The sequence below is a fragment of the Sphingopyxis sp. genome (assembly GCF_035944815.1).
In the GTDB taxonomy this organism is placed as follows: Bacteria; Pseudomonadota; Alphaproteobacteria; order Sphingomonadales; family Sphingomonadaceae; genus Sphingopyxis.
Map to the genome: position 1 here is coordinate 135,435 of NZ_DASZAU010000007.1, position 13,977 is coordinate 149,411.

At 65.2% G+C, this 13,977-nt stretch carries 16 protein-coding genes; 6 read left to right on the top strand and 10 right to left on the bottom strand.

What is annotated here, in order from left to right; translation table 11 throughout:
* The first annotated feature begins 95 nt into the window (after positions 1 to 95).
* Positions 96 to 1,580, top strand: coding sequence for a heme peroxidase family protein (locus VGU00_RS10435; protein ID WP_327468192.1), 1,485 nt, complete (start codon positions 96 to 98; stop codon positions 1,578 to 1,580).
* A 60-nt stretch (positions 1,581 to 1,640) separates the two neighbouring features.
* On the opposite strand, the gene VGU00_RS10440 is transcribed toward VGU00_RS10435, so the two are convergent.
* Positions 1,641 to 1,838: a DUF1192 domain-containing protein gene (locus tag VGU00_RS10440; RefSeq protein ID WP_327468194.1), complete on the bottom strand. Its 198-nt coding sequence runs from the start codon at positions 1,836 to 1,838 to the stop codon at positions 1,641 to 1,643.
* A gap of 143 nt (positions 1,839 to 1,981) precedes the next feature.
* On the opposite strand from VGU00_RS10440, the gene VGU00_RS10445 reads away from it, so the two are divergent.
* Together VGU00_RS10445 and VGU00_RS10450 are read left to right on the top strand one after the other, a co-directional pair.
* Positions 1,982 to 2,962 (top strand): NAD(P)H-quinone oxidoreductase, encoded by a 981-nt coding sequence (locus VGU00_RS10445; RefSeq protein WP_327468196.1) that lies wholly within the window; start codon positions 1,982 to 1,984, stop codon positions 2,960 to 2,962.
* A 170-nt stretch (positions 2,963 to 3,132) separates the two neighbouring features.
* Positions 3,133 to 3,711, top strand: a complete 579-nt coding sequence (locus tag VGU00_RS10450; protein ID WP_327468198.1) for a hypothetical protein — start codon at positions 3,133 to 3,135, stop codon at positions 3,709 to 3,711.
* A gap of 34 nt (positions 3,712 to 3,745) precedes the next feature.
* Here VGU00_RS10450 and VGU00_RS10455 read toward each other — a convergent pair whose 3' ends face one another.
* A complete protein-coding gene (locus VGU00_RS10455) occupies positions 3,746 to 4,114 on the bottom strand; it encodes a hypothetical protein (protein WP_327468199.1) in 369 nt (122 codons plus the stop codon).
* 273 nt (positions 4,115 to 4,387) lie between these two features.
* On the opposite strand from VGU00_RS10455, the gene VGU00_RS10460 reads away from it, so the two are divergent.
* A complete protein-coding gene (locus VGU00_RS10460; protein ID WP_327468262.1) occupies positions 4,388 to 5,023 on the top strand; it encodes a DUF1013 domain-containing protein in 636 nt (211 codons plus the stop codon).
* Between the two features lie 3 nt (positions 5,024 to 5,026).
* Positions 5,027 to 6,166, top strand: a complete 1,140-nt coding sequence (locus tag VGU00_RS10465; RefSeq protein WP_327468200.1) for an MBL fold metallo-hydrolase — start codon at positions 5,027 to 5,029, stop codon at positions 6,164 to 6,166.
* 44 nt (positions 6,167 to 6,210) lie between these two features.
* Here the strand turns inward: VGU00_RS10465 and VGU00_RS10470 are convergent, their stop codons facing one another.
* Positions 6,211 to 6,462, bottom strand: a complete 252-nt coding sequence (locus VGU00_RS10470) for a hypothetical protein (protein WP_327468202.1) — start codon at positions 6,460 to 6,462, stop codon at positions 6,211 to 6,213.
* Between the two features lie 253 nt (positions 6,463 to 6,715).
* Positions 6,716 to 6,991: a hypothetical protein gene (locus VGU00_RS10475; RefSeq protein ID WP_327468204.1), complete on the bottom strand. Its 276-nt coding sequence runs from the start codon at positions 6,989 to 6,991 to the stop codon at positions 6,716 to 6,718.
* A gap of 131 nt (positions 6,992 to 7,122) precedes the next feature.
* Here VGU00_RS10475 and VGU00_RS10480 point away from each other — a divergent pair, with 131 nt between their 5' ends.
* The gene (locus VGU00_RS10480) at positions 7,123 to 8,319 is read left to right on the top strand and encodes a DUF481 domain-containing protein (protein ID WP_327468206.1); all 1,197 of its coding nucleotides are present in this window, start codon (positions 7,123 to 7,125) and stop codon (positions 8,317 to 8,319) included.
* Here the strand turns inward: VGU00_RS10480 and VGU00_RS10485 are convergent.
* From VGU00_RS10485 to VGU00_RS10510, 6 genes are all read right to left on the bottom strand, one after another.
* Complete coding sequence (locus VGU00_RS10485) at positions 8,316 to 8,771, bottom strand: VOC family protein (RefSeq protein ID WP_327468208.1); 456 nt, start codon at positions 8,769 to 8,771, stop codon at positions 8,316 to 8,318. The genes VGU00_RS10480 and VGU00_RS10485 overlap by 4 nt on opposite strands.
* Positions 8,772 to 8,781: 10 nt before the next feature.
* Positions 8,782 to 10,317: a M20/M25/M40 family metallo-hydrolase gene (locus VGU00_RS10490; protein WP_327468210.1), complete on the bottom strand. Its 1,536-nt coding sequence runs from the start codon at positions 10,315 to 10,317 to the stop codon at positions 8,782 to 8,784.
* Positions 10,318 to 10,410: 93 nt separating this feature from the next.
* Positions 10,411 to 10,902, bottom strand: coding sequence for a hypothetical protein (locus tag VGU00_RS10495; protein ID WP_327468212.1), 492 nt, complete (start codon positions 10,900 to 10,902; stop codon positions 10,411 to 10,413).
* Positions 10,903 to 10,957: 55 nt separating this feature from the next.
* Positions 10,958 to 11,257, bottom strand: coding sequence for a GIY-YIG nuclease family protein (locus tag VGU00_RS10500; protein ID WP_327468213.1), 300 nt, complete (start codon positions 11,255 to 11,257; stop codon positions 10,958 to 10,960).
* Between the two features lie 264 nt (positions 11,258 to 11,521).
* Positions 11,522 to 13,045 (bottom strand): fumarate hydratase, encoded by a 1,524-nt coding sequence (locus tag VGU00_RS10505; RefSeq protein WP_327468214.1) that lies wholly within the window; start codon positions 13,043 to 13,045, stop codon positions 11,522 to 11,524.
* A gap of 70 nt (positions 13,046 to 13,115) precedes the next feature.
* Positions 13,116 to 13,952 carry a hypothetical protein gene (locus VGU00_RS10510; protein ID WP_327468215.1) on the bottom strand — a complete coding sequence of 279 codons (837 nt, stop codon included), beginning with the start codon at positions 13,950 to 13,952 and terminating at the stop codon, positions 13,116 to 13,118.
* Positions 13,953 to 13,977 lie beyond the last annotated feature (25 nt).

The window sequence follows — 13,977 nt, forward strand, 5'->3', positions numbered from 1 at the left end:
GGCGGCAGGTGTCGTCCCTATAACAGCGGATGCCAGCCCTCCTCGTGGGTGGATCGTCCCGACTCCATAACCATAACCCTTGAGGAGAGACTGCCATGCCTCGTCACGGCGTATATCCGCGCGACATCGTTCCGCCGCGCTCCAAATATTCCGACGCCGGCCGCTTCGGCCGCATGTTCGGCGAACTGCCGCCCTTTGCCGCCGACACCCCCGATGTCCGCGCCGCGCTGATGGAGATCGGCAAGGTCGGGGGCATCATGGATGCCAAGGACAATCTGACCAAGACCCCCGCCGAACTGATCACCAACCCGGCGCTGTCGGCGAAGAACAGCGACAATCCGACGCTGACTGCGGGTTTTACCTTCCTCGGCCAGTTCCTCGACCATGACATGACCTTCGACCCGACCTCGAGCCTCGAGCGGCAGGTCGATCCCGAACAGATCGCCAATTTCCGTACCCCCAGCCTCGGCCTCGACAATGTCTATGGCGCGGGGCCGGGTGGCAGTCCGCATCTGTACGATACGCAGGGCGGCAAGGGCGGCAAGTTCCTGCTCGAACCCACCGGCACCGCGAACAAGTTCGACGTGCCGCGCAACAGCCAGAAGGTCGCACTGATCGGCGATCCGCGCGACGACGAGAATCTGATCATCGGCCAGCTTCAGGTCGCCTTCCTGAAGTTTCACAACGAGGTCGTCGATCATGTGAAGACCAAGATCAAGCTGACCGGATCGGACGAGATTTTCGCCGAGGCGCAGCGGATCGTGCGCTGGCACTATCAGTGGATCATCGTCCATGAATTCCTGCGCAAGACGTGCGGCGACGCGGTGGTCGACGATGTGCTGACGAACGGACGCAAATATTATAGCTGGCACAACGAACCCTATATCCCGGTCGAATTCTCGGTCGCGGCTTACCGGTTCGGGCACAGCCAGGTGCGGCCGTCGTACCGCGCCAATTTCACCGGCAACGGCGGCAATCCCTTCTTTGCGATGATCTTTACCCCGACGCCGTCGGACCCGAACGATCCCGATGACCTGTCGGGCGGCTGCCGCGCGCCGCGGCGCTTCATCGACTGGCCGACCTTCTTCGATTTCAGCGACGGCAATGTGAAGCCGAACAAGAAGATCGACACGACGCTGTCGACCTCGCTCTTCCGCCTGCCGGGGTCGGTGGTGCCCAACCCCGATCCGAAATCGAACCCGGCGTCGCTCGCACAGCGCAACCTGCTCCGCCACCTGACCTTCTCGCTGCCGTCGGGACAGCGCGTGGCGCGCGCGATGAAGCTGCCCGAACTGTCGAAGGGAGACCTGTCCGACCTCAAGCCGCACGGCTTCGACGACCGCACGCCGCTCTGGTTCTATATCCTGCGCGAGGCACAGGTGACGCAAAATGGCGAGCGGCTGGGGCCGGTCGGTGCGCGCATCGTGACCGAGGTGTTCATCGGCCTGCTGCAGGGCGACAAGGGATCGTACCTCGCGCAGGATCCCGAATGGCAGCCGTTCCTGCCGACGGTCGATGCGTCGAAAAAGGGCGACGATTTCCGGATGATCGACCTGCTTCGCTACGCCGAAGTCGCCTAGGGTCAGGACCTGGGGCGACGTCGCCGGCGCTCCGCCCGCGGAGCGTCGGCGATCGCGCGTTCAATTCTTGCGGAACAGCGCCTCTGCTGCGGCTTTCTGGCCAGTCGCAGCGGTGCGATGCGCCTTGATCCGTGCGATTTCGCCTTCGAGCGCAGCTATACGATCGTCGAGTTCGTCGACCGACAGCGGATCGAGTGGCTGCCTGGTCAGCGCCGTGAGCACATCGTCGCGGCGGCGGGGAAGGTCGTCATCGTCCATGGCGTATCCTCCTGGTCCCTGATGCGTATTTGGGCGTCCGACTGTTGACCCCTGTCGCCGCACTGTCAATAAGGCGGGGCAGGGGACGGGGGAATGAAGGGACCAGTGGGGGAATTTCCAGAGTGACCAGCTTGCCAGAGAGCATGACCGCCATCGCCATCAGCGCGCCGGGCGGACCCGAAGTATTGCAGCCGACGACGCGGCCGGTGCCGCGGCCCGCGCCGGGCGAGGTGCTGATCCGCGTCGCCGCGGCGGGCGTGAACCGCCCCGACGTGCTGCAGCGCATGGGCTATTATCCGCCGCCGCCGGGCGCGTCCGACCTGCCCGGGCTCGAGATCGCCGGGACCGTCGTTGCCGTAGGCCCGGGCGGCGACCCCGAACTTCTGGGACAGGCGGTGTGCGCGCTCGTCGCGGGCGGAGGCTATGCCGAATATTGCGTCGCGCCGGTCGGCAGCTGCCTGCCGGTGCCCAAGGGCTTTTCGATGGCAGAGGCGGCGGCGCTTCCCGAGACCGTCTTCACCGTGTGGCACAACCTCTTCGAACGCGGCTATGTGCGCGAGGGCGAGACGGTGCTCGTCCATGGCGGCACCAGCGGCATCGGCACCACCGCGATCGGGCTGTGCAAGCTGTTCGACATCAGGATCATCGTCACCTGCGGCAGCGCCGAAAAATGCGCCGCGGCGACCACGCTCGGCGCCGACCTCGCCGTCGACTATTCGAGCGAGGATTATGTCGAGGCGGTGAAGGCGTTTACCGGCGGCAGGGGCGTCGACGTCGTGCTCGATATGGTCGGCGGCGATTATCTGCCGCGCAATCTTGCCTGCCTTGCCGAGGACGGGCGCCATGTGACCATCGCGTTCCAGCGCGGCGCGAAGGTCGAGTTCGACATCGCCGATGTAATGCGCCGCCGCTTGACGCTGACCGGTTCGACGCTGCGCGCGCGGAGCGCCGATTTCAAGGCGCTGCTTGCCGACGAAATCCACCGCACGCTCTGGCCGCGCCTGTCCGAAGGCGGATGGAAGCCTGCGATGGATCAGGCCTTCGCGCTTGCCGACGCGAGCGCGGCGCATGCGCGCATGCAGGCGGGCGAACATGTCGGGAAGATCATACTCGACATCGGCTAGGTTGGCGGATGCGCGGGTCGCGCCGATCGATACCGGATGAGGCCGCCGCGGCCCCAGTTTTCAAGTTGTCCGGTTGCGGCTTGTCGGAGCTGCGCGACGGTGATCCGGGAACATTGCGCGTTTTCAAAGGTTAATCGGGGGACAGGGCAACGCTCAGGAGACTTCCCACGATGACACCCCGCCGGCAATTGCGGACATTCTTCCTCCCCGCCACCGCGCTCGCGCTGACCCTCGCGGCTTGTTCGTCGCAGCCTTCGGATGAAAAGGCACCCGCCGCGTCCTACGATGGAAGCGTCGGGGCGGAAAGCAAAGCGGCCGAGGCAGCGCCGCCGGTAATCAAGCCCGCCGACATCCCGACGCGCGGCGGCGACGGCTCGCCGATCGAGTTGGCGGCGCTGACCGAAGCCGACCTGTCGGGCGCCAAGCTCGCCGGCGAGCTCGGATGCAGTTTCGCCGCCGATGCGACCGTGCAGCCGATCCTGATCGCGAAGGGCAACGTCGCATCGACCGATCCCGCGCGCGGGATCGTCAAGGTCGGCAGTACGATCGAGACGGTGTCGGCCAATGGCGGCTTCGACGCGATCGCGAAGGGGACGCAATTCTTCGGCAAGGGCCTGCAGCTTCGCATCGCGCTGACTGGCCCTGCTCAAGGCGGAGGCGAATCGCCACCGCGCCCCGCGACGCTGACCGCCGACCGTGCCGATGGTGCGCAGCGGGTCTTCGCGGGACTTTGGCAGTGCGGCCCCTGAGCCGGCTCAGGGGCGTGCAGCGATTCGCCCAGGCTTACTGGCAGTAGGGGTCGCAACCCGACGACGCGCGCGCGCGGTCGATCGTGGTGTTGGTATCGTCCTGCGCATCGCGGGCGATCCGCTCGCGATCCTCGCGCGTCAGGCAGACGCGCGTGACCTTGGCGAGCGATCCCGTCACCGACGACTGGCGGCAGGTTATATAATAGCGGTGGTTCGGCGTCAGCTTTGCGTTGAAAGCGCGGATTTCCGAACGTGACATCGCCGAGACGTCGGGGCGGGCAATCCCGTCCGCCGTTGTCGTCGTTGTCGTTGCGGGCGCTGCGGCGGGTGCCGCCGTCGCGCCGGGCGTGATGGCGATTGCGAGGCTGCCTGCCAGAACGGCTGCGGTTGCGAAATATTTCATGACAATGTTTCCCCCAAAAAGGCTTGCTGTTTCCGGCCGCCCCCGCAAGGCCGGGATGTCTGCCGTACTGATTAGCTTGAGCAAAATCGCGCGGCAACAATATTTGCGTGTACCGGCGCGGCGCTCGCGAACCACGGCTTTTTCACCCTTGTGCTTGCTCCAGGTGGCAAACAGGGCTACATCGACCGCCGAATGGCCGCCCCGCGAGGGGCGGCCCTTATTATTTCCGCTTGGAGACTTTTCGTCATGGCCACTGCCGACGCCACCCCGCTGATGCCGCACGCGACCGCCGCCTGGCTGGTCGACAACACCGGCCTGACCTTTGCCCAGATCGCCGAATATTGCGGCATTCACATCCTCGAAGTGCAGGCGATCGCCGACGAGACCGCCGCGACCAAATATACCGGCCGCGACCCCGTCCGCGCGCATGAACTGTCGATGGAAGAAATCGAAAAGGGTCAGAAGGACCCGAATTACAAGCTCAAGATGACCAAGCAGGCGCAGGATACGATCCGCCGCACCCGCGGCCCGCGCTACACCCCGGTCAGCAAGCGGCAGGACAAGCCCGACGGCATCGCGTGGATCCTGAAGAACCACCCCGAGGTTTCGGATGGCGCCATCGGCAAGCTGATCGGCACGACGCGCAACACGATCGGCGCGATCCGCGACCGCAGCCACTGGAACAGCGCGAATATCGTGCCCAAGGATCCGGTGACGCTGGGCCTCTGCTCGCAGCGCGAACTCGACGCGCTCGTCGCCAAGGCGGCGAAGAAGGCCGGCATCAAGGCGCCCGAGGACAGCCGGTTCGAGGGCGACCGCGAAGCGCTGCTCGAGGAACTGCGCGCCGAACGTAGCGCCGCCGCCGAAGCGCGCGCCGCCGAAGAGGCACAGGCCGACGGCGAAGCCTGAGGAATGGCGGGGGTGGACGAGGATAATATTCCGGCGACCAGCGGTTCGCCGGATGCCTCGCTGACCCAGGACGACAGCTTTACCGCGACGAGCCGTGCCGGCCTGACCTATCCGTGGGGCGATGCCGCGCCGGGCGTGGGCGAGACGATCCGGATCGCGAACGGCATCAGTTGGGCGCGCATCCCGATGCCGGGGTCGCTCGGTCATATCAACAGCTGGCTGCTCGACGACGCGACCGCCGATGGCGGCGAAGGCGTCGCGGTGGTCGACACGGGCATTTGCCTGACCATGTGTTCGGACGCGTGGAAGGCGCTCTACGCCGGCGCGCTCAAGGACAAGCCGATCACGCGCGTCATCGGCACGCACCTCCACCCCGACCATATCGGCCTTGCCGGCTGGATCGCGAAGAAGCAGCAGGTGAAGCTGTGGATGACGCGCGGCGAGATGCTGACCGCGCGCGCGATCGTGGCGGACTCGTCCGATACCGCGCCCGACGAAGTGCTCGTGCAATCGCGTGCCGCCGGTTGGGACGAGGACGCGATCGAGGCGCAGCGTGCGCGGGGCTGGAACATGTTCCAGCGCATGATCTTCGCGCTGCCGCGCTCCTATGTGCGGATCGAGGATGGCGCGACGCTCGACATGGGCGCGCATCGCTGGCGCGTCGTCACCGGGTCGGGGCACAGCCCCGAGCACGCGTGCCTGTGGAACGAGAAAGAGGGCGTGCTCGTCTCGGGCGACCAGGTGCTGCCGCGGATCAGTTCGAACGTCTCGGTCAACATCACCGAGCCCGACGCCGACCCTTTGGGCGAATGGCTGGCGTCGATCGACAAGCTGCTTGCGACGATCCCCGCCGACGTCGTGACCTGTCCCGCGCATGGCGAACCGTTCAGGGGGCTGCACGTTCGCCTGATGGCGCTGCGCGACGAGCATCGGATGCGGCTCTATAACCTGGCCGAAGCCGCGGCGAAGGCGCCGATGCGTGCGGTCGACAGCTTTCCCCTGCTGTTCAACCGGCAGATCGGCGCGGAGCAGCTGGGCATGGCAACCGGCGAGGCGTTCGCGCACCTGAAGCGGCTGGAGGTCGAGGGGCGCGTGAAGCGCGAGGACCGCGACGGCGTGTGGTGGTATCACGGGGTCGCGTAGGCGTATCGGCTTAGGGGTGGGAAGCCGACGTTGTATTCTGTGAATTACGCCCCTGAGAAATTACCGAGATCGAGCACACCGTATTCGGGGCAGTTTAGCACCTCAAAAGTGATTTCGATCCCATTGGTCAGGTAGGTGCAGCGCGGCCGTGCGTCGGCCTTTAGTGCCTGCTGCAACTCATAATGTCCGGGTCCGCGAAAGGGCATGTAGCGTGCACGTCCGCCCTGTGTCGGGGATGGACCTTCGAAATAGCCCACATCCATTCCGTTAAAACTGAAGTCCGCGCCATCGCTCATTGGCGGGACTATAAACGGATGGCCAATGTCCGCAACCGGTCGTTAGCTGCCGCCCCCCGGCGCCCAATGCAGTAGGAGGCCGAATTGGGGTGGAAAGCTGACGTTGCCTCCTTCCTCTTCGTCATCCCGGACTTGATCCGGGATCCCGCTTTTTTGGCGCATCCATTGCCTTCGATCTCAAGCGGGACCCCGGATCAAGTCCGGGGTGACGATAAAAGAAACGTCCGCAATCGGTCGTTAGCCGCCGTGCCGCCTAGCGCGGCCGCTGCATGATCCAGCTGAACGCCATCGCGTTGAAGATGGTGTAGAGGCCATAAAGCATCAGCGCGGTGAACCAGTTGCGCGTTGCGATCGCCATCGCGCCGACAAGCAACAGGAACTCGAAAACATAGGTGATGTTCGGCCCGACCTTGTCGGCGAGCGGCTTCACCATCTGCTGGATCAGCGGATCGTCGCTTTCCATGAAGGCGCGGTGCATCGCGAAATTGCCGACGCCGGCGCAGAAAATGGCGATGATCGCGACCCACATAGGTTTGCAGATGGGACAGCCGGGGTGGAAATGCCAGCATCTTTCGGGTTATAGGCGAAATCGAAGCGGCGGCTTTGTGCTCGCCCCGACGGTCGAACCCGCATCCTGTTCCCCAGAGAAGGACGTCTTCGATGACATCTCTCCCCCGCCTGGCCGCGCTTTGCCTGCCATTCGCGGCGCTCGCCTTCGGCGCGGCGGTTTCGCCAGCCTATGCTGCGCAGGAACCGGTGAACCTGCCGCAGCCCAATCCCGCGCTCGCCGATCCGGTGCTGGCCAATCCCATCCCGATGGAGATCGTGCCGCTCCATCCCATGTTGCCCGACGATGTGCGTGCGATGATCGACGCGGCGATGGCTGGCGGCGAGGACGCCGATGTCGAAGCGGTGATCAGGATCGCCAAAGTGGCCAATCCCTACAGCGCCCGCGAAATCGATGCCTTGTTTGCCGACTATCGCAACCGGCACGCCCCGGTGGTCCCGCCCGACCCGGTCCGCGATATGCTGGTCGCGGCGATCGCGAGCGGCAAGGATGCCGACGTCGAAGCCGTCGCCAAGCTCGCGAAAAAGGCCAACCCGGAGAATGCGGAGGCGATCGAGGCACGCGTCGTTGCGTATCGCGCCGAGCGGAAGCGGCTGAAGGACGAAGCGGCGGCGGCGGAGCGCGCGCGGCTGGCGGCGTCGAAATTCTGGGAGAACTGGAAGGGCGAGGGGCAGATCGGCGCATCGCAGAGCAGCGGCAATACGGAATCGGTGGGACTGAGCGCCGGCCTCGCGCTCGCGCGAAAGGGGATCGACTGGACGCACAAGCTGCGCGCGCAGGCCGATTACCAGCGCACCAACGGCAAGACGTCGGTTGAACGCTATCTGGCCGAAGTGGAGCCGCAATATCGGATTGACGACCGCACCTTTGCCTTTGGCCTCGGTCGCTGGGAACATGACCGCATCCTTGGCTACGACACGCGCTGGAACCTGTCGGGCGGGCTCGGTTACAAGGTGATCGACAACAAGAAGATGACGCTGAGCCTGAAAGGCGGCCCGGCGTTTCGCCAGACCGATTTCGTGAGCGGCGACGCCGAGACCGAACTGACCGCGCTCGCGGGGCTCGATTTCGGCTGGCAGATATCGCCGACGCTGCGACTGACGCAGGTCGCTTCGACGATCATCGGCGAGGCGAATGGGTCGACCAGTTCGCTGACCGCGCTCAACGCCAAGCTGACCGGCGCGCTGTCGGCGCGCATCGCCTATTCGGCGCAGATCGACACGAGCCCGCCGCCGGGCATCGAAAGCGTCGACACCCAGACGCGCTTCACCCTCGTGTACGGTTTCTAGTCGAACGCGTTCGCCCCGCCGATCTGCTCGCCCTCGGCGAGCAGGCCGACGCCCGGGACATGGTTGAACTCGATCCGGATGCCGTCGGGATCCTCGAACAGCACCGAATAATAGCCGGGCGCCCACGGCTCTACCTGCGGCTCGTGGACGATATGGATATCGTCGCGGCCGGCCAGGAAGGCGTGCACCGCGTCGATCGCGGCGCGGTCGCGCATGCGAAAACAGGCGTGATGCAGCCCGGGCGCGCCTTGGTCAAAGCGCTTTCCGGCATTTTCCGGGCTGCCGGTGCGGATGCCGATCGCGGTGCGGCCGCCGACGCCATAGAGCATATGTTCGCTGTCGAGCACGAGCTTGAGCCCGAGATAGGCGATCATCGCGCGCCAGAAGGCGGTCGAGCGCGTGAAGTCGCCGGCGGTCAGGATGACGTGCGCGACGCCGTTGAGGTCGCTCATCGGCTGCCCCCTATTTGATCGCTGCCAGCACGTAGAGGAATTCGGCGAAACCCATCGTTGCATCGACGAGGCCTGCGACCTTGGGATTGGTCGAATCGATCAGGAAATATTCGTCGGGGGCATGCGCGCCCGACCCGTGGCCGATGCCGAAATGGCCCGCCGGAATCGAGACCGGCGGCGAGGTGAAGGTCGAACCCGGCCAGCTTCCCGCCATCCGCGGGTTGAGGCTCGTTTCGATCCCCAGCTTCTTGTAGGTCGCGAGTTCGGACCGGATGAGGCGGCTGTCCTCGGCGGCTTCGGTCGGGTCGTAACCGCCCGAGACATTGACCTCGACATCGGTGAAGCCATGCTTGTCGAGATGCGCACGCAGCTTCTTTTCGGCCTCGGCGCGCGTCTGGTTGGGGACGAGGCGGAGGTCGAGCTTGGCGACCGCCCTTCCCGGCAGCACCGTCTTGCCGCCGGGGCCGGTATAGCCTGCCACAAGGCCTTCGATATTGACCGTCGGCTCCTGCGCGAGGCGGATCAGCGCATCGTCATAGGCGAGGTTGTCGATCCAGTGCGTGACCCCGAGCGCGGCCTTTTGCTGCGCCTCGTCGCCGGCCTTGGCGGCTTCGCGGATCAGCGTCTTTTCGCGTTCGGTGAGCGGGCGGACGTTTTCGAACCAGCCCTCGATTGCGGGCTTGTTGCCGCCCTCGGCGACGAGCGTCTGAAGCGCCTGCACCAGCCGCCAGGCGGGCGAGTCGACCATCGCCTTCAGGCTGGAGTGGACGTCGCCCTTCGGCCCGCGGCCCCATTTCTCGCCGCTGGCGACGAGCTCGAGCTCGATGATCCCCTTCGATCCCAGATTGACCGTGACGTTGCCGGTCTTGCCCTGCGACGCGAAGGGGATGAAGATGCCGTCGCATTTCTTGAGTGCGGCGAGGATGTTGGGTTTGGTCGCGATCTGGCGGAAGTGCGGCGAGCCGATCTCCTCCTCGCCCTCGCACACAAGCACGATATTGACCGGCAGCTTGCGCCCGGCGGCGCGGATGGCGTGGAGCGCGGCGAGGAAGGTCGCCTCGGGTCCCTTCTGGTTCACCGCGCCGCGGCCCATGATCGCCTGCCCGAAACCGGGGCGCTCGACCATCTTACCCTCGAGCGGCGGCGACGACCATTCGGCGGGGTCGAACTGTTTGACGTCGTACATGAAATAGATGCCGAGCGTGCGCTTGGCGCCGACGTCGATCGTCCCGAACACGCCGGGGTGGCCGTCGGTCGGCACGATCTCGACGTTGGTGAAACCCGCATCCTTGGCGAGTTCGGCCATATAGGCTGCGCCCTCGGGCATGTTGCGGTTCTCGGCGGCGATCGAGGGGAGGGCGATCCAGTCCCGGATGCGCTTGATCGAGGCGGTCTTGCCGGCTTCGGCCGCCTTGCGGATATCCGCCATCGATCCCGACTGGGCGAGGAGCGGGAGCGGCTGCATGAAAGCGGCGCCGGCGCCGAGCATCGCGGTGCCGCGGAGCATATCGCGGCGATTCAGTCGTTCGAAATTGCGGAAATCCATGCTGCGTCCCCTGCCTGCTTCGTATACGAACCAGTGTGCCTATCCTGCCGGGAAACGCAAGCGCGTGTCGGGGACTTACCTGTTACGCCGCCGTTACGCGATCGGACGCGCGTCGATTTTCTCGGCGAGGAAGGCCAGGATTCTCGCCTTGTCCTCGGCCGGGTCGGCCTGCGCACGAAAGGCGGCGAGCCCGGCGAAGATCATCAGGAGCGGGATGCCGCTGAAGATGGTCGCGAACAGTCCGGCGCCGGGAATGAAAATGAAGGCAAGGATGCCGCCGATCACGAACAGCGAAAGGAAGCCGACCCAGATGTAAGGGAAATAGCGCGCCTCGGGAGGCGTGCCGAAGGTGCCGGTGATCCGCGTGCCGCCCTGGTACGATTCCATGACGGCGTCGAGCACGGGCTCCATATTGGTGCGCGAATTGCGCTGGCGATAAAGCAACTTCATCTCGCGTTCGCTGCCCTTGCCGAATACGCGCGCCTTCGCGCCCGGCATCGGATCGTCCATGATCTTCTTGAGCGTCCGCGCGATCTGTTCGGGCGAATGGGGAGCGTAGAGGTCGATCGGTTGCTGGTCGGCCATCGTGCAGTCCCCGCCTGGTCATCCCGGCGGAGGCCGGGATCACGGCCCTTATGCCTCAAGCCAGAATTGTGTCGAACAAATCATTCCAATCGGGATTGCTCTCGTTGATCAAACGTCGCTTCCAGTCGCGATGCCATTCCTTCAGCGCCTTTTCGCGTGTGATGGCTTCGTACATCGAGGCGTGGAATTCCGCATAAACTAACTTGCGAATGTTATAGCGTCGGCAATGGGCTGAGCCATCGCCGGCGCGGTGCTGCGTCATGCGGGAGGCAATGTTGCTTGTAACGCCGATGTAGAAGAGCCGGTTGCTGCGATTGGTCAGAATGTAAACGCAAGGCTGGCGCATGGCGCTCATCCTAGCCCTGTTCGTCATCCCGGCGAAGGCCGGGATCTCTCCGTTGCGGAGGTTTCAGTTCGAGAAGGCGAGACCCCGGCCTTCGCCGGGGTGACGGTTGGTTTAAGGCGTTGTTCGCGATTTCGTTGTGAGCGTGCTTTCAGCAGCACTGCTTCATGACCTTCGTCCATAAGGTGATCCTTTCAATGGGATCAACCTCATAGGATCTGATTCAGCGGCTGTTACCGCCGTCACCTTGTAAGGGCTCGTCTTACAAGGGCAGCTTTACGCCTTCTCGAGCAACCCCTCGTCGGCGATCCGCTTTTGCCACAGCTTCGGCGCGTTGACGTGGACATTCTGGCCTTCGCTGTCGACCGCGACGGTGACGGGGAAATCGCTGACCTCGAACTCGTAGATCGCTTCCATGCCGAGGTCGGCGAAACCGACGACCTTGCTGCCCTTGATCGCGCGCGCGACGAGATAGGCCGCGCCGCCGACCGCCATCAGATAGGCGCTCTTGTGCTTGGCGATCGCCTGCGTCGCGGCGGGGCCGCGTTCGGCCTTGCCGACGCAGGCGAGCAGGCCTTGGTCGAGCATCATGTCCATGAACTTGTCCATGCGCGTCGCGGTCGTCGGGCCGGCGGGGCCGACGATTTCCTCGCCGACCGGATCGACCGGACCGACATAATAGATGACGCGGCCCTTGAACTCGACAGGCAGTTCTTCGCCCTTCGCCAGCATGTCGGCGATGCGCTTGTGCGCCGCGTCGCGGCCGGTGAGCATCTTGCCGTTGAGGAGCAGGCGGTCGCCCTGTTTCCAGCTCGCGACGACTTCGGGGGTCAGGCTGTCGAGGTCGACGCGGATCGCCGCCTTGTCGGGCGCCCAGTCGATCTGCGGATAGTCGGCGAGCACCGGTTTTTCGAGATAGGCCGGACCGCTGCCGTCGAGCGCGACATGCGCGTGGCGCGTTGCGGCGCAGTTCGGGATCATCGCGACGGGCTTCGACGCGGCGTGCGTCGGCCAGTCGGCGATCTTGACATCGAGCACGGTGGCGAGGCCGCCCAGACCCTGCGCGCCGATGCCGAGCGCATTGACCTTTTCATACAGCTCGATGCGCAGTTCCTCGGTCGGGTTCGACGGCCCGCGCGTGAGCAGTTCGGTCATGTCGATCGGGTCCATCAGCGACTGTTTGGCGAGCAGCATCGCCTTTTCGGCGGTGCCGCCGATGCCGATGCCGAGCATGCCCGGCGGGCACCAGCCGGCGCCCATCTGCGGCACCATTTCGAGCACCCAGTCGACGATCGAATCCGACGGATTCATCATCTTGAACTTCGACTTGTTCTCGCTGCCGCCGCCCTTCGCCGCGACGTCGATCACGACCTTGGCGCCCGGCACCATCTCGACGTTGAGGACCGAGGGGGTGTTGTCCTTCGTGTTCACGCGGCTGAACGCGGGATCGGCGAGGATCGAGGCGCGGAGCTTGTTTTCGGGGTGGAGATAGGCCTTGCGCACGCCCTCGTCGACGACCTGCTGCAGGCTGCGCGGGCTGTCGAGGCGGCAGTCCATGCCCCATTTGATGAAGACGGTGACGATGCCGGTGTCCTGGCAGATCGGGCGGTGCCCTTCGGCGCACATGCGGCTGTTCGAGAGGATCTGCGCCATCGCGTCCTTCGCGGCGGGCGACACTTCGCGCTCGTACGCGGCGCCCAAGGCGCGGATATAGTCCATCGGATGGAAATAGCTGATGTACTGGAGCGCGTCGGCGATGGTTTCGATGAGGTCGTCTTCGCGGATGATCACGGTGTTCATGTGCAGCCTTTCGCCCTTTTTTCGGGATTCGCGGTTTCCCTAGACCCGCATCGCCGGGGTGGGAAGGGGGTCAGCTACGGCGGCGGCCGAAGACCGGGCGTGTTGCCGCGGCGGGGCGTGGTTCGGACGCGCCGGCATATGGGGCCCAGAAATCGACCAGCGGCCGTTTGTGACGCATCGCCTGCCAGCTGCCGGCGGCCGCTAGCGCGAGCAGGAGGAGCCAGCCGCCCGCCGCCGACGGGATCAGCGCCCATGCAAAGGCGGCCGGGGTCACGATCGCCATCGCGGTCGGGATCGCGGCGAGGATGGCGACGGTCCCGAACAGCGCCCACCAGCGCCCGAGCTGCGTCGCTGCTGCGCCGATCGCGACATTGGTGAGTGCCAGGGCCAGGAATTTCGCGGCAACCGGATAGGACAGGCTGGCCATTGCGGGCGAATAATCGCCGATCGTAAAGGCCGCCTGGATGTCGAAGAGCAGCCAGTTTTCATAGGCGTCGCACAGCGCGGCAACGACGGGGATCGCCGCCGCGGCGAGCAGCCAGCGGGCGCGAAGCTCGCGCCACAGCGCAAGGCAGCCGCAGCCGAGAAACCCGGCGTAGAGCAGCATATAGATATAATCGCGTTCGTTTCCCGCGCGCATCGCCGCGAGGCGCTTTACCTGCTCGGGATCGGTGAAGAAGCCGAAGATCGCCTCGAGGTCGGACTGGTTGCCCGCAAATTCGAAGGCGAGGACGGGCGCGCCATAGCCGGGCGCGATATCATGCCCGGTTTGCGGGAAGACCTGACCGAGGTGCAGGCCGAAAAGCAGGGTCGCGATACCGAACGCCAGCGTCCAGTGCCAAAGGCGCGTCGGCGCCGCGGGGCGATCGCGCTGCGTCTCGATCCAATGCTGGAGCCCCCCGATCACGTCTTACGTGTCCGGCGGAGCGCGG

Excerpts from the sequence above, each read along its gene's own strand:
- VGU00_RS10470 (WP_327468202.1), bottom strand. The coding sequence starts at position 6,462 with ATGAGCGATGGCGCGGACTTCAGTTTTAACGGAATGGATGTGGGCTAT.
- VGU00_RS10460 (WP_327468262.1), top strand. The coding sequence starts at position 4,388 with ATGCCGCACGCGACCGCCGCCTGGCTGGTCGACAACACCGGCCTGACC.
- VGU00_RS10450 (WP_327468198.1), top strand. The coding sequence starts at position 3,133 with ATGACACCCCGCCGGCAATTGCGGACATTCTTCCTCCCCGCCACCGCG.
- VGU00_RS10435 (WP_327468192.1), top strand. The coding sequence starts at position 96 with ATGCCTCGTCACGGCGTATATCCGCGCGACATCGTTCCGCCGCGCTCC.
- VGU00_RS10445 (WP_327468196.1), top strand. The coding sequence starts at position 1,982 with ATGACCGCCATCGCCATCAGCGCGCCGGGCGGACCCGAAGTATTGCAG.
- VGU00_RS10475 (WP_327468204.1), bottom strand. The coding sequence starts at position 6,991 with ATGTGGGTCGCGATCATCGCCATTTTCTGCGCCGGCGTCGGCAATTTC.
- VGU00_RS10505 (WP_327468214.1), bottom strand. The coding sequence starts at position 13,045 with ATGAACACCGTGATCATCCGCGAAGACGACCTCATCGAAACCATCGCC.
- VGU00_RS10490 (WP_327468210.1), bottom strand. The coding sequence starts at position 10,317 with ATGGATTTCCGCAATTTCGAACGACTGAATCGCCGCGATATGCTCCGC.
- VGU00_RS10500 (WP_327468213.1), bottom strand. The coding sequence starts at position 11,257 with ATGAGCGCCATGCGCCAGCCTTGCGTTTACATTCTGACCAATCGCAGC.
- VGU00_RS10465 (WP_327468200.1), top strand. The coding sequence starts at position 5,027 with ATGGCGGGGGTGGACGAGGATAATATTCCGGCGACCAGCGGTTCGCCG.
- VGU00_RS10455 (WP_327468199.1), bottom strand. The coding sequence starts at position 4,114 with ATGAAATATTTCGCAACCGCAGCCGTTCTGGCAGGCAGCCTCGCAATC.
- VGU00_RS10485 (WP_327468208.1), bottom strand. The coding sequence starts at position 8,771 with ATGAGCGACCTCAACGGCGTCGCGCACGTCATCCTGACCGCCGGCGAC.
- VGU00_RS10440 (WP_327468194.1), bottom strand. The coding sequence starts at position 1,838 with ATGGACGATGACGACCTTCCCCGCCGCCGCGACGATGTGCTCACGGCG.
- VGU00_RS10480 (WP_327468206.1), top strand. The coding sequence starts at position 7,123 with ATGACATCTCTCCCCCGCCTGGCCGCGCTTTGCCTGCCATTCGCGGCG.
- VGU00_RS10495 (WP_327468212.1), bottom strand. The coding sequence starts at position 10,902 with ATGGCCGACCAGCAACCGATCGACCTCTACGCTCCCCATTCGCCCGAA.